The organism is Caenispirillum salinarum (assembly GCF_044803115.1).
In the GTDB taxonomy this organism is placed as follows: Bacteria; Pseudomonadota; Alphaproteobacteria; order Rhodospirillales; family Rhodospirillaceae; genus Caenispirillum; species Caenispirillum salinarum_A.
The window spans coordinates 2,563,252-2,576,967 of record NZ_CP085224.1 but is presented as its reverse complement, the minus strand read 5'-3'; the positions used below and the strand labels follow the sequence as shown (position 1 = coordinate 2,576,967).

Sequence of the window (13,716 nt, the reverse complement as noted above, 5' to 3'; positions counted from 1 at the left end):
ACTTACGGCCGACCCCTTTGCGCCTTATGCCGTTCGGCGGCCCCCGATCATTCGGGCACGAACAGGTGCCCGCCGACAAGGGCCACCGTCGTGCGGATGAAGACCGTGGCAATGATCACGGTCGCCAGCCCCAGCAGGCCCCAGCCCAGAGCCGTCAGCCCGGCAGGCGCACCGACGCGGGCACCATAATCGAGTACCGCACAGGCCAGGGCAGCGCTTGGAAAGGTGAACGCCCACCAGGACACCGCGAAGGGCACCTTCAGGAAGGTGCGCGTCATGCTCAGCAGCAGCAGGGCGATGAACAGACCGGTGTAGATCAACACCCGCGCGAAGCCGTCCACCACGCCGTCCGTCAGCGCCATGTAGGACAGGTAGCCGACGGCCGGGGGCGCCATGAAGATGAACAGCGTCGGCAGGATTTTTGCCGGCATGGGGTCATGGAAAATGATGCGGTAGATCAGCAGCGTCATCAGCACCAGCCAGAACACCACGCCGATGGAAAAGAAGAACCATGCCACCTCGGTAAAGCCGAAGTGGCTGCCCGTCAGGGGCACGATGATGTTGCCGACGATGGGAATGAACCAGGCCGGGTTGGAGTGCGCGATGTGGATGTCATGCAGGATCCACCGCTTGAGCAGCGTCACCGTCAGGGTGATGTGCAGCACGGCGCCCACCGTCCACATCCACAGCGCCAGGGTCGGGGCGTGCGGGATGGCGCCGATGGAAAGCAGAAGGATGGCGATGGAAAAGGCCGGAAAGAAGTTGGCGCGGATCGGGTGCGCGAACTCCTTCTTCACCGCCTGGGGGAAACGCAGCGCCTTGATAGCGTAGAGCACCGTGATCGCGACGAACAGCACCGCCGCGAGCGCCATGATCGCCTCGCCCACCATCGCCGGCGCCGCAACCGTGTGCGCGGCCTTTCGCCAGGCGATGCCCAGGCCGGTCACGCCCATCACCACCGCAAACAGTGGCACCGGCACATGCATGAGCCACGGCCCGACAGCGCTGGTGGCGGCAGGAATTGCGCCGGCCGGCGCGGTTCCGGTCCCGGCGTCGGCGGGAGCTGAGACAGGATCGGGGCGGTTGGCCTCGGACATGACGTGCGAACTCCGGTCACGAACGAAAAGAGGATGCGACCGCACCATCACATAAGCAGGACCTAATGTAATTGAGGTCCGTCAATCGCGCAAACAAAACCCCGCGACGGCGGCCGGCACGGGGGGGACGGCACTGGGACCGTTGCGTAAATGCCGACTCGGTGCCGCGCCGTCAGTTGGGGCGCGACAGCGGTGTGTAGAGGCCTTCGTCGGACTCGTTGAACCACTCCTCGACCTCGGGGTGGTCGATGGGATCGTCCGTGTCGTCGGCCAGAAGATTGCGTTCGGCGACATAGGTGGACATTTCCGTCTGGTCCACCAGCACGTGGTACCAAGGCTTGTCCTTGGGCGGCTGCCTTTCGGTCTGGTCGGCGTACCAGGCGTCGTCCATGCGAAACGACGGATCGACGTCAACCACGATGCCGCGGTAACGATAGCTCTTGTGGCGGACGGTCTGGCCGATGGAGAACCGGGCGCGTCGCGGCTTGGATTGCGTGGTCAACACGGCTCCCGTGAAGCGCGAAGAATGGCTGGCGGTGCGAAAGGGCGCCCCTTGCGTGGGGCTGTGGCTCCGGCGGTAGGATTCGAACCTACAACCCTGCGATTAACAGTCGCATGCTCTACCGTTGAGCTACGCCGGAACATCGCCAGCAAGATATGGAGGCCCGGACCGGAATCGAACCGATGTACGGGGATTTGCAGTCCCCTGCATAACCACTCTGCCACCGGGCCTTGGCGTCGGGCGTCTTCGTCTCGAAGGCGCCGTCTGCGGTGCTCCCCCGTGGGGGAGGCGCGTTTTATAGGGACTGGAACGGCCGAGGTCAACACCTTATTGGGAAAACAGGTTTCCGTGTCGATGTAGCGCGCCATTGTCTTTCGCGCGAGGCGGGGCTATAAGACCGCCGTCATACCCGCACGGGCGGGACACCTTTTCAGCATCGATCGAGACGACGGGCGCGCGACCGCCGCACTTAATTTTCATTCGACGGGCCGCCCGGCACCGCAGAGGGGTCTTCCATGGACTTTACCATCGCTCGCCGCAACATGGTCGAGGGCCAGATCCGCACCAACCGGGTCACCGACCCCCTGGTGCTCAACGCGATGAAGACGCTCCCGCGCGAGCTGTTCGTGCCCAAGGCGATGCAGTCCATCTGCTACATGGACGAGGAAATCCCGCTGGGCAACGACCGCTGCCTGATGGAGCCGATGATCCTCGCCCGCCTGCTGCAGGAGTGCGCGGTGCAGGAGGATGACGTGGTCCTGGTCATCGGCGCGGGCACGGGCTACTCCGCTGCCGTCATGGCGCACATGGCGTCCACCGTGGTCGCGCTGGAGGCGGACCAGGAACTCGCCGACCGCGCCTCGCGCCTGATGGCCGACCTGAACATCGACAACGTCGCCGTGGTCAGCGGTCCGCTGGACCAGGGCTACCCTCAGCAGTCGCCCTATGACGCCATCTTTTTCGACGGCGCCATCGCCGACGTGCCCAGGGCCATCCTTGACCAGCTGCGGGAAGGCGGCCGCCTGGTGGCGGTGATCGAGGACGACGCCGATGCCGAGGTCGGGCAGGCCACGCTGGTGACCCGCAACGAGGGCGTGGTTGGCCGCCGCACCGCCTTCGACGCCAAGGTGCCGATGCTGCCGGGGTTCGAGCCGGCGCCCAAGTTCGTCTTCTGACCGGGCCTTCAGCCTCGCATTCCTGTTCCGGCCGCCATGCCTGTCCCGCGTGGCGGCCGGAGCTGTATCGGGAGTGGCCCTTGCGCCGCCGGTTGCCGCGCAGGACCATGAACATCACATGGCAGGTCTCCGCACTCTTTCCCGAAAACCATTGCCTCGCGTATGCTTGGCACCGGAACGCCGCGGGGGACGCCGCCAGCAATTTCATTCAAGGTGATTGTCGATGAAAAAGCCTGTTTCCATCGCCGTCGCGGCCGTCATTTTCGGCGCTGCCGCCGCCCTTGCGCCGCTGTCGGCGGCCCACGCGGAAAGCCTCAAGGAAGCCCTGGCGAGCGCCTACCTCAACAATCCGACGCTCAAGGCCCAGCGCGCCGCCGTGCGCGCGGTCGACGAATCGGTGCCGCAGGCCAAGTCCGGCTGGCGCCCGACGGTGGAGGTCACGGGCTCGATCGGGAAGGCCATCGTCGACGACAATACCCGCGCGACCGGCAGTTCCGACCTGACACCCCGCGGCTACGAGATTCAGGTAGCGCAGCCGCTGTTCCGCGGCTTCCGCACGGAAGCGGCGGTGGAGCAGGCCAAGAATTCCGTGCGGTCCGCGCAGGCGGGCCTGCAGGCGACCGAGCAGGAAGTCCTGCTCGCCGCCGCCACGGCCTACATGGACGTGATCCAGGCCCAGGCGGTAGTGGAACTGACGCAGAACAATGTGGATGTCCTGCAGCGCCAGCTGGATGCCACGCGCGACCGCTTCCGGGTCGGGGAAGTGACCCGGACGGACGTCGCGCAGGGCGAGGCCCGCGTGGCCGGCGCCATCTCCGACCGCATCTCGGCCGAAAGCGAACTTCAGTCGGTTCGCGCGACCTACGAGCGGGTCGTCGGAGCCGTTCCCGGCGAGATGGACACGCCGCCGCCGGTCGCCAACCTGCCCGGCAGCCTGCGCGAGGCGGTGGAACTGGCCATCACCAGCCGTCCCAGCGTTGTTTCGCGCCAGTACAGCGCCGACGCGGCCGTCCACAACATCGACCAGGTGCGTGGCGAGTTGCTGCCGACGGTCAACGTCATCGGCTCCTACAGTCAGAACTGGGAAAGCAGCCGCCAGGGCTTCCGCAGCGATAGCGCCAGCGTCGTCGTCCAGGCCACGGTGCCGCTGTACCAGGCCGGCCAGGTCTATTCCCGCCTGCGCGAGTCGAAACACGTCGCAGGCCAGCGCCGGATCGAGGTGGACGAGGCCCAGTTCGACGCCCGCGAGGCCGCCGTGCAGTCGTGGGAGAACCTGGCCGCCGCCCGCGCCGCCATCGAGTCGCTGACGGCCCAGGTGGAAGCCGCTCAGATCGCGCTGGAAGGCGTTCAGCGCGAGGCCCAGGTGGGGGCGCGGACCGTCCTGGACGTGCTCGACCAGGAACAGGAACTGCTGGACGCCCGGGTCAACCTGGTGCGGGCCCAGCGCACGGAGTTCGTCGCGGCCTACCAGCTTCTGGCGTCGGTCGGTCGCATGACCGTCCAGGCTCTGGAGCTGCCCATTGAAGCCTATGATCCCGACGCGCACTATCTGGACGTGCGCGACCAGTGGATCGGCGGCAACAAATGGGCAGAGGACGACGAGGAACTGGCGATCACCGGCAGCGAGCGCGGCGGCCCCATGGGCGTCCAGCTTGGCGAATGACCGGCGCGGATTAGGGATGCTGGCTTTTTCTCGTGGTACGGTGAGGGGTTATCCGTTACTCTTCGCGGCCGGGAATAGGTATTAAGACGGTTTAGGCACATGGACGACAAGGGGCAGCAGGAACCATCGATGGAGGACATCCTCGCCTCCATTCGCAAGATCCTGTCGGAGGACGAGGAGGAGGACGCCCAGCCGGAGCCGAAGAAGGCCGAAGCGCCTCCTCAGCCCGAGCCGGAGCCCGAACCGGAACCCGAGCCGGAGCCGGAACCTGAGCCGGAAGCCGAGCCGGAGCCGGAGCCCGTCGCCGAGGACGAGGACGACGAGGATGTCCTCGAACTCACCGACAGCATGATGGTCGAGGACGAGCCCGAGCCCGAGCCCGAGCCGGAACCGGCGTGGGAGCCCGAGCCCGAGCCCGAGGCGCCGGTCTTCTCGTTCGACGAGATGGACATGGACGAACCGGAGCCCGAGCCTGAACCAGAGCCCGAACCCGAACCGGAGCCCATGCCGGAACCGGAGCCGGCGCCGCAGCCGAACCCGGCTGCCAGTCTGGACGACGATCACCTGATGAGCCAGGCCACCGAGGCCGCCTCGGCTGCTGCCCTGTCGCAGCTGGCCCGCACCATGACCTCGGACCGCCAGCTGACCGTCGGCCACGGCGCCATCACGCTGGAGGAACTGGTTCGCGATGCCCTGCGCCCGCTGCTGCGGGAGTGGATCGACGCCAACCTGCCGGACATTGTCGAGCGCCTGGTCCAGCGGGAAATCGAGAGACTGGTATCCCGGTCCGAAAAGCAATAAAACCGCACCGGACCCATCATTTTCAAACACCGCGCGCGACGCCGGGTCCCTTGGGCCCGGCGTCGGCGTTTTCGCCCCAATCGCCGTCAGAGAAAACGGGAAGACACACGCGATGCTGGACAAGACCTACAACGCCGCCGAGGTCGAGCAGAAACTTTATGCACGGTGGGAAGAGTCCGGCGTATTCGCTTGCAATCCCAAGGCCGACGGCAAGAAGCCCTACACCATCATGATGCCGCCACCCAACGTGACCGGCACCCTGCACATGGGGCACGCGCTGACCTTCACGCTTCAGGATGCGCTGATCCGCTTCTATCGCATGCAGGGCCGCGACGTTCTGTGGCAGCCGGGCACCGACCATGCGGGCATCGCAACGCAGATGGTCGTCGAGCGGAACCTCGAGAAGGAGGGCAAGACCCGCCACGACCTGGGCCGCGAAAAGTTCATTGAAAAGGTCTGGGAGTGGAAGGCGCAGTCCGGCGGGGCCATCATCAACCAGTTGCGCCGCCTGGGCGCCTCTGCTGATTGGCCGCGCGAGCGTTTCACCATGGACGATGGCCTGTCGGTCGCCGTCCGCAAGATCTTCGTCGACCTGCACCGCAAGGGCCTGATCTACCGCGACAAGCGGCTGGTGAACTGGGACCCCAAGCTGCACACCGCCATCTCGGACCTGGAGGTCGACCAGCGCGAGACGGTCGGCAAGATGTGGTACTTCCGCTACCCGGTGGAGGGGCAAGAAGGCGTCACCGTCACGGTCGGCACCACGCGCCCTGAAACCATGCTGGGCGACACCGGCATCGCGGTGCATCCCGATGACGATCGCTACTCGGCCCTGGTCGGCAAGCACGTCGTGCTGCCCATCGTCGGCCGCCGCATTCCCATCGTCGCCGACGAGTACGCCGACCCGGAAAAGGGCTCTGGCGCGGTGAAAATCACTCCGGCCCACGACTTCAACGATTTGGAGGTCGGCCGCCGCAACGGGCTTGAGATGATCAACGTCCTCGACCGCGACGCGCGCATCAACGAGAACGCGCCGGAGGCCTACGTCGGCCTGGACCGCTTCGAGGCCCGCGAGAAGATCGTCGCGGAGTTCGAGGCCCAGGGCCTGCTTGAGAAGGTCGAGGAAAATCCGATGACGGTTCCCTACGGCGACCGCTCGGGCGTGGTCATCGAGCCGTGGCTGACCGACCAGTGGTTCGTCGATGCCAAGACGCTGGCGCAGGAGCCCATCAAGGCCGTCGAGGAAGGCCGCACCCGCTTCGTGCCCAAGCAGTGGGAGAAGACGTTCTTCGAGTGGATGCGCAACATCCAGCCGTGGTGCGTCAGCCGGCAGATCTGGTGGGGCCATCAGGTGCCGGCGTGGTTCGCTCCGGACGGGGAGATCTTTGTCGAGGAAACCGAAGCCGAGGCCGTCGCCGCAGCCGAGAAGCACTACGGCAGGGCCGTCGCGTTGACGCGCGACACCGACGTGCTGGACACCTGGTTCAGTTCCGCCCTGTGGCCGTTCTCCACGCTCGGCTGGCCCGAGGAAACCGATGAGTTGAAGCGCTACTACCCGACCGACGTGCTGGTCACGGGCTTCGACATCATCTTTTTCTGGGTCGCCCGCATGATGATGTTCGGCCACTACGGCATGCAGGAGGTGCCGTTCAAGGACGTCTACATCCACGCCCTGGTGCGCGACGAGCACGGCCAGAAGATGTCCAAGTCCAAGGGCAACGTCATCGACCCGTTGACGCTGATCGACGAATACGGCGCCGATGCCTTGCGCTTCACCCTGGTTGCCATGGCCGCCCAGGGCCGCGACATCAAGATGAGCGAGCAGCGCGTCGCCGGCTACCGCAACTTCTGCACCAAAATCTGGAACGCCGCGCGCTTCTGCGAGATGAACGAATGCCGCCCCGACCCGGCCTTCCAGCCGGCCGGTGTGACGTCGACGCTCAACCGCTGGATCGTCGGCAAGGCCGCCGAGACCGCCTCTGCCGTTGCCAAGGCGGTGGAGGAGTACAAGTTCAACGAGGCGGCCCAGGCGGCCTACGGCTTTACCTGGAACACCTTCTGCGACTGGTTCCTGGAGTTCGCCAAGCCCGTCTTCCACGGCGAGGACGAGACCGCCAAGGCCGAAACCCGCGCCACGGCGGCCTGGGTGCTGGACCAGATCCTGGTCATGCTGCACCCCTTCATGCCCTACCTGACGGAAGAACTGTGGGGCCAGATCGGCGGCGACGCGCGGCAGACCATGCTCGCCCAGCACCACTGGACGGACGCCGGCGACGTGGCCGACGCCGCCGCGGCCGAAGAAATGGACTGGGTGGTGGAACTGATCTCCTCCGTCCGCTCGGTGCGTTCGGAGATGAACGTCCCGCCGGGCGCCCGTCTGGCGCTGCAACTGAAGGACGGCTCGGCCGAGACCGTGGCCCGCATGGAGCGGCACGCCGCCCTCATCAAGACGCTTGCACGGCTCGACAGCCTTGAGGCGGTGTCCGAGGCTCCGGCCAAGGGCGCGGCGCAGACCGTGGTGGGCGAGGCGACCGTCATCCTGCCGCTGGCCGGCGTCATTGACGTGGACCAGGAAAAGGCACGGCTTGAAAAGGAACTGAAGAAGGTCGAGGGCGAGATCTCCAAGCTCTCGGGCAAGCTCGGCAACGAGAAGTTCCTCGCCAAGGCGCCGGCCGAGGTGGTGGCCGAGCAGCGCGAGCGGCTGGCCGATGCAGAAGGCACGCGCGACAAGCTGCGCGACGCCTACGACCGTCTGGCCGCGTTGTAAGGCGGCGGGCGGCTCGCCATGGGCACGGGTGCGAAGGGCAGGGCAGGGGGCAGGGCGGCGGCCGGCGGCAAGGCCGGCGCCGCGGACTCCCGCCCACCCGGCTCGCCCACGCCCGAGGAGCGGGCCGAGGTCGTGGTGACCAAGCTCGAGCGGTTCATCCGCGAGGGCCGCTCCGCGACGGCCGGCGTGTCCTTCAAGTCCTGGCAGGGCATGGCGAAGGCGGAAATCACAGCCGCTCTTCTGGCCGCCGAAAGCCAGGAGGCCCGCGCCAATCGCCTGATCGACCGGCTGGTGCTGCTGGGGGGCGCCGCCCTGTCGACCATCGGTGTCTGGGGCACGGCGCTTGCCATCGGACAGGCGCCCGACCGGGTCCTGGCGGCGGTGCTCATTCTGCTCGCGGGGCTCGCGCTGCTCTGGATCGGCGGCGCATTGGGGTTGAGGGCGCCACTCGGGCGTTTCCGCGATGACCGGCGCCGCGCGGCGCTCCGGCGTGTCGACGACCTGCACCGGCAGGTGCGCCGCCTTGAAGTCGACCTGAAATCACGGGCGAAGAAGCTCCAGGCGGAGCGCGACGCCCAGGACGAGGCCCCCTAAGCCCATGCTCTACACCCCCTTCGAAACCGCCTGGGACATCTATCTGGAGGCGCATCCGCGCATGCCGGCCTTCCCGCCGCCGATGACGCCCGAACGTGTCTCGGGCCTGCTGGAGGTGGTGGACCGCGGGGGCGTGGACCTCGTGCTGTTTGATTCCTACGGCGTGCTGCACGTGGGCGGCGATGCCCTGCCCGAGGGCCTGGCCGCCTTCAAGGGGCTGCGCGAACGTGGGGTGCCGCTGTGCGTGGTCACCAACGACGTCACCCGAGGACCGGACGGTGTCTGCCAGGGTTTGAACGCGAAGGGCTACGACATCGAGCCGGAAGAGGTCGTTTCCGGCCGCTCCCTGCTTCCCGCCATCATGGATGCCCGTCCGGCCGGAACCTGGGGCGTGCTCGCCACCCATGACGAGGACATCGCCGCTCGTTTCGCCGACTGTGTCCCCATGGGGCGGGAGCGGGTGCCGACGGCGGCCGACCTGGATGCCGTGGACGGCTTTCTGTTCGTCGACAACAACTACTGGACCGAGACCACCGCGGCGCTTCTGGATGCGTCGTTGACCATCAATCCACGTCCCATGGTGGTCTGCAATCCGGACGTCGCCTGTCCGTACGGCGAGCGCATTTCCGCCGAGCCGGGCTTCTACGCGCATACCCTGGCGGCGCGGGGCCTGACGGACGTGACCTTTCTCGGCAAGCCGTTCCGCGGTGTCTACGACCTGGTCGGCCAGCGCTTTCCCAACGTGCGGCGCGAGCGCATGCTGATGGTGGGCGACAGCCCGCACACCGACGTGCTGGGCGGCCGCGGCGCCGGCATGAGGGTGATGCTGGTGGAGTACGGGTTCCTGCGCGGCCAGGACAGCCTGGCCCGCTGTCGCGAGGCCGGCCTGCTGCCCAATTTCATCGCCGCAACGCCTTGAGCGCCATACCGGCACCATTCTTTCGGCACCACACGGCGCTTGGGGTTGAAATGAGCCGAGTCGGCGTCTAACCGTAGACGAAGCCTTTCGCGTCCGATAAAAATCCGCAATAAAGCTGCGGCTTTCTGGAGAACGACCATGCCCGACTATCGCTCCCGCACCTCCACCCACGGCCGCAACATGGCGGGCGCCCGCGGCCTGTGGCGCGCGACCGGCATGAAGGACGAGGACTTCGGCAAGCCCATCATCGCCATCGCCAACTCCTTCACGCAGTTCGTGCCCGGTCACGTCCACCTGAAGGACCTGGGCCAGATGGTCGCCCGCGAGATCGAGGCCAACGGCGGCATCGCCAAGGAATTCAACACGATTGCGGTGGATGACGGCATCGCCATGGGGCATTCGGGCATGCTCTACAGCCTGCCGTCGCGCGAGCTGATCGCCGACGCCGTGGAATACATGGTCAATGCCCACTGCGCCGACGCGATCGTGTGCATCTCCAACTGCGACAAAATCACCCCCGGCATGCTGATGGCCGCCATGCGCCTCAACATCCCGGCCGTCTTCGTCTCCGGCGGCCCCATGGAAGCCGGCAAGGTCCTGCGCGAGGGCAAGGAACTGGCCGTCGACCTGGTGGATGCCATGGTGGTCGCCGCCGACCAGAGCATCGACGACGAAACGGTGGCCGAGTACGAGCGCTCCGCCTGCCCGACCTGCGGGTCGTGCTCGGGCATGTTCACCGCCAACTCCATGAACTGCCTCACCGAAGCGCTGGGCCTGTCGCTGCCGGGCAACGGCTCGCTGCTGGCCACCCATGCCGACCGCAAGGAACTGTTCCTGGAAGCCGCGCGCACCGTGGTGGCGATCACCAAGCGCTACTATCTGGAGGACGACGAGTCCGTCCTGCCGCGCAACGTGGGCGGATTTGCGTCGTTCGAGAACGCCATGCGTCTGGACATCGCAATGGGGGGCTCCACCAATACGGTGCTGCACCTGCTCGCGGCGGCGCAGGAAGCCGGCATCGACTTCACCATGGCCGACATCGACCGTCTGTCGCGCGAGGTTCCGGTGCTTTGCAAAGTGGCGCCGTCCGTGCCCGACGTGCACATGGAAGACGTCCACCGCGCCGGTGGCATCATGGGCATCCTCGGCCGCCTGGAGGCCGCGGGCCTGCTGGACGCCAGCGTGCCGACGGTGCACTCGGCCACAATGGCCGACGCCATCGACAAGTGGGACGTCGCCCGCACCGCCGCGCCTGAGGTGGACACCTTCTATCGCGCCGCGCCGGGTGGCGTGCGCACGACGGAAGCCTTCAGCCAGAACCGCCGCTACATCGAGGTGGACAAGGACCGCGAGAAGGGCATCATCCGTTCGGCCGAACATGCCTTCAGCAAGGATGGCGGACTGGCGGTGCTTTATGGCAATATCGCGCCCGAGGGTTGCATCGTAAAGACGGCGGGCGTGGACGAAAGCATTCTCAAGTTCTCCGGCCCCGCGGTCATCTGCGAGAGCCAGGACGAGGCTGTCGCCAAGATCCTGGGTGGCGTGGTGAAGGAAGGGGACGTGGTCGTCATCCGCTACGAAGGGCCGAAGGGCGGGCCGGGCATGCAGGAAATGCTCTATCCCACCAGCTACCTGAAATCCATGGGGCTGGGGAAGGCCTGCGCGCTGATCACCGACGGCCGCTTCTCGGGCGGCACCTCGGGCCTGTCCATCGGCCATGCCTCGCCGGAAGCGGCCTCCGGCGGCGCCATCGCGCTGATCGAGGAGGGGGACATGATCGACATCGACATCCCCAACCGCGGCATCGCCGTGCGGGTCTCCGACGCCGTCCTGGCCGAACGCCGGACAGCCATGGAGGCCAAGGGCGCCAAGGCCTGGAAGCCGGCCAATCGCGAGCGGCCCGTGAGCCAGGCGCTGCGCGCCTACGCCGCGCTGACCACCAGCGCCCACAAGGGTGCGGTGCGCGACGTCTCGCAGGTCGAGAAGCAGTAGACCATCCAGTTTCTAAGAGAGGGGAAGCGCGTGGGCAATCAGGGGGCAAGGAACATCGCATGGAGCAACGACCTTGAGATCGGCATTCCCGTCATAGATGCCGACCACAAGGTCCTTGTCTCCCTGCTGAATCAGGTTTTCGACACGGTCGGGGACAACGAGGAAAAGGCGACGCTCGGCAGCGTCCTCAACTCGCTGGTGGAATACACGGAGTACCATTTCGTCCGGGAAGAGAAGCTTCAGGAGGTCGCCGGTTATTCCGGGCTTGAGGCCCACAAGGCGCGCCATCGCGACTTGGAACGCCAAGTGATGGAAATCCGCAGCCGCTTCGAGGAGGACCCGGATAGTGTCCACGGCGGGGAAGTTCTGGATTTCCTGCGGGACTGGTTGGTGGATCACATCGAAAAACGGGACTTCGACTACCGCGACGCCTGTCTCGCCAGCCCCGATGCAATCGCGGCGGCGGCCCGTATCCGCTTCGGTGAGTCCGATGCCGACCGGGAGGCGCAGGAGCACGACGAGGCCCGGGCGCCGGCGGTGGACTGGGCCTCGCTCAAGGTGCTTGTGGTCGAGGATAACCGGAACTTCCAGGTCATCATCCAGACGATCCTGAAAAGCCTGGGCGTGCGCGACATACACCTTGCCGGCAACGGGCAGGAGGGCCTGGACGACCTGGCAGAGCGGGCGCCCGACCTGGTGCTGTGCGACTGGCGCATGGAAACCATGGACGGGCTGGAGTTCGCCGCTCAGGCGCGGGAGCGCGGGTCGCAGGCGCGCATCATCATGATGTCGGGCTATTCCGACGGCGAAGTGCGCGAAAAGGCCCTGGTTGCGGGGGTTGACGCCTTCCTGGAAAAGCCAATCACCGCCCGCGGTTTCCTCGAGGCTGCGACCAAGGTCCTGTCGGCCGCCTGACGGGGCAGCAGCAACCGGGTAGCGGACTGGCGGGTTTCCTCGCAGGCATAGGGCCGAAACCCGCCAGTCCCGCCGCGGCCCTCATCCGGCGCACACAGGACATGCCCCGATTGCCGGGGTGGCGCTCGACCGGGCAGAGTGGCTTGGCGACAAAGCCTTCCACGCGCAGGTGGGCTAGGCACTGGCAGCCCTGCATGCCGCCATGAACGCCGATAGACTTCCCGCTATTCTGTAACTGAATCGGGATGCCGGCCGCGTCGATCTGCCAGAGGCCGTGCTTTCGGGAATGCGGCGCCGGGACATCCTGCATCGCGATGACGACCGGCGCGCTTGGTGCGGTGTGCGATCGCATCCGCCGCAACCGAGCCCCGGCCGCCGACATGGAAGACGCCGCCGAAGGGGATCGTGCTCATCAAGGCGTGAACGCTGCGCCCGGATTACCCGGTGCCTGCGCGCCGGATAGGGTGGTTGACGATCTACTAGTAGATCGTACCCTGACGTGAAAATGTGAAACGAGCCATGGATTCGACCGCCAGAGGCCCGGAAGTTTCTCGAAACAACAGGGGTTTGGATGGCTTCCTTACAGAAGCCTTGAACCTGGCAGTCAGACTTGGCTGACCGGGTCGATGACCTGTGTTTCAGCTGCCAGGTCGACCATGCGCGCCAGAACCTCCACTTCCTGGGCGCCGGCCAGGCTGTAGGCCTGGTTGAACAGGAAGCACGGCACGCCGTTGATTCCCATGCGATGGCTGCGTGCGTTGGCATTATAGACGCCGTTCACGCCGGCGTCGGACCGCAGGTAGTGCAGGGCGGCGCGGTGCTCCAGGCCGCATTCGGCCGCGATGCCGGCGAGGACCGCAGGCTCTCCGATGTCCATGCCGTCGCTGAAGTAGGAGACGAACAGGGCATCCACAAGATCGGTCCGCAGATGGGACGGCGCCCACTGCACCAGCCGATGACTGTTCAGCGCGTTAGGCGTGCGGCGGATCCTGTCGAAGGAGAAGATGATGCCTTCGTGGTGGCCGGCGGTGGTGAGCGCCTCGTACATGCGGTCGACGCGCTGGCGGCCGCCGAATTTCCGTTCCAGGTAGAGCGACCGGTCCGCGCCCTCGGGCGGCAGTTCCGGGTTCAGAAGAAACGGCTGCCACGAGAAAGTCGCGCGCACCTCCGGACGTGCCCGCAGGGCACGCTCCAGCCGGCGCTTTCCGATGAAGCACCAGGGGCAGACGGTGTCGAACACGATCGTGATGTGCATGCGCTCTCGCAGGGCGCGCCGTTAAGTCCCGGGCCA

11 protein-coding genes and 2 tRNA genes are annotated in these 13,716 nt (G+C 66.5%); 8 read left to right on the top strand and 5 right to left on the bottom strand.

What is annotated here, in order from left to right:
* Positions 1–47 precede the first annotated feature (47 nt).
* The 4 genes from LG334_RS11855 to LG334_RS11840 all read right to left on the bottom strand — a co-directional run bounded on the left by LG334_RS11855 (position 48) and on the right by LG334_RS11840 (position 1,829).
* A complete protein-coding gene (locus LG334_RS11855; RefSeq protein ID WP_404378372.1) occupies positions 48–1,097 on the bottom strand; it encodes an SLAC1 anion channel family protein in 1,050 nt (349 codons plus the stop codon).
* A 172-nt stretch (positions 1,098–1,269) separates the two neighbouring features.
* Positions 1,270–1,602 (bottom strand): heat shock protein HspQ, encoded by a 333-nt coding sequence (gene hspQ, locus LG334_RS11850; protein WP_404378371.1) that lies wholly within the window; start codon positions 1,600–1,602, stop codon positions 1,270–1,272.
* A gap of 61 nt (positions 1,603–1,663) precedes the next feature.
* Positions 1,664–1,738, bottom strand: a tRNA-Asn gene (locus tag LG334_RS11845).
* Between the two features lie 17 nt (positions 1,739–1,755).
* Positions 1,756–1,829, bottom strand: a tRNA-Cys gene (locus tag LG334_RS11840).
* A 285-nt stretch (positions 1,830–2,114) separates the two neighbouring features.
* Here LG334_RS11840 and LG334_RS11835 point away from each other — a divergent pair.
* From LG334_RS11835 to LG334_RS11800, 8 genes are all read left to right on the top strand, one after another.
* Entirely contained in the window at positions 2,115–2,774 is a 660-nt protein-coding gene (locus tag LG334_RS11835) for a protein-L-isoaspartate O-methyltransferase (protein ID WP_404378370.1), read from the top strand.
* Positions 2,775–2,997: 223 nt separating this feature from the next.
* Entirely contained in the window at positions 2,998–4,437 is a 1,440-nt protein-coding gene (locus tag LG334_RS11830; RefSeq protein WP_404378369.1) for a TolC family outer membrane protein, read from the top strand.
* A 99-nt stretch (positions 4,438–4,536) separates the two neighbouring features.
* On the top strand, positions 4,537–5,238 hold the full coding sequence (locus tag LG334_RS11825) for a DUF2497 domain-containing protein (RefSeq protein WP_404378368.1): 702 nt from the start codon (positions 4,537–4,539) through the stop codon (positions 5,236–5,238).
* Positions 5,239–5,350: 112 nt separating this feature from the next.
* Positions 5,351–8,005 carry a valine--tRNA ligase gene (locus tag LG334_RS11820; protein ID WP_404378367.1) on the top strand — a complete coding sequence of 885 codons (2,655 nt, stop codon included), beginning with the start codon at positions 5,351–5,353 and terminating at the stop codon, positions 8,003–8,005.
* Between the two features lie 132 nt (positions 8,006–8,137).
* Positions 8,138–8,599, top strand: a complete 462-nt coding sequence (locus tag LG334_RS11815; protein ID WP_404378366.1) for a hypothetical protein — start codon at positions 8,138–8,140, stop codon at positions 8,597–8,599.
* Positions 8,600–8,603: 4 nt separating this feature from the next.
* Positions 8,604–9,518 carry an HAD-IIA family hydrolase gene (locus LG334_RS11810; protein ID WP_404378364.1) on the top strand — a complete coding sequence of 305 codons (915 nt, stop codon included), beginning with the start codon at positions 8,604–8,606 and terminating at the stop codon, positions 9,516–9,518.
* A gap of 138 nt (positions 9,519–9,656) precedes the next feature.
* A complete protein-coding gene (gene ilvD, locus LG334_RS11805) occupies positions 9,657–11,510 on the top strand; it encodes a dihydroxy-acid dehydratase (protein ID WP_404378362.1) in 1,854 nt (617 codons plus the stop codon).
* 30 nt (positions 11,511–11,540) lie between these two features.
* Positions 11,541–12,425 (top strand): bacteriohemerythrin, encoded by an 885-nt coding sequence (locus LG334_RS11800; RefSeq protein ID WP_404378360.1) that lies wholly within the window; start codon positions 11,541–11,543, stop codon positions 12,423–12,425.
* Between the two features lie 604 nt (positions 12,426–13,029).
* Here LG334_RS11800 and LG334_RS11795 read toward each other — a convergent pair.
* Entirely contained in the window at positions 13,030–13,680 is a 651-nt protein-coding gene (locus LG334_RS11795; RefSeq protein WP_404378358.1) for a DsbA family oxidoreductase, read from the bottom strand.
* Between the last annotated feature and the right edge of the window lie 36 nt (positions 13,681–13,716).

Coding starts and splice junctions, on each gene's coding strand:
- LG334_RS11855 (WP_404378372.1), bottom strand. CDS start 1,097: ATGTCCGAGGCCAACCGCCCCGATCCTGTCTCAGCTCCCGCCGACGCC.
- LG334_RS11835 (WP_404378370.1), top strand. CDS start 2,115: ATGGACTTTACCATCGCTCGCCGCAACATGGTCGAGGGCCAGATCCGC.
- LG334_RS11830 (WP_404378369.1), top strand. CDS start 2,998: ATGAAAAAGCCTGTTTCCATCGCCGTCGCGGCCGTCATTTTCGGCGCT.
- LG334_RS11825 (WP_404378368.1), top strand. CDS start 4,537: ATGGACGACAAGGGGCAGCAGGAACCATCGATGGAGGACATCCTCGCC.
- LG334_RS11820 (WP_404378367.1), top strand. CDS start 5,351: ATGCTGGACAAGACCTACAACGCCGCCGAGGTCGAGCAGAAACTTTAT.
- LG334_RS11810 (WP_404378364.1), top strand. CDS start 8,604: ATGCTCTACACCCCCTTCGAAACCGCCTGGGACATCTATCTGGAGGCG.
- ilvD (WP_404378362.1), top strand. CDS start 9,657: ATGCCCGACTATCGCTCCCGCACCTCCACCCACGGCCGCAACATGGCG.
- LG334_RS11795 (WP_404378358.1), bottom strand. CDS start 13,680: ATGCACATCACGATCGTGTTCGACACCGTCTGCCCCTGGTGCTTCATC.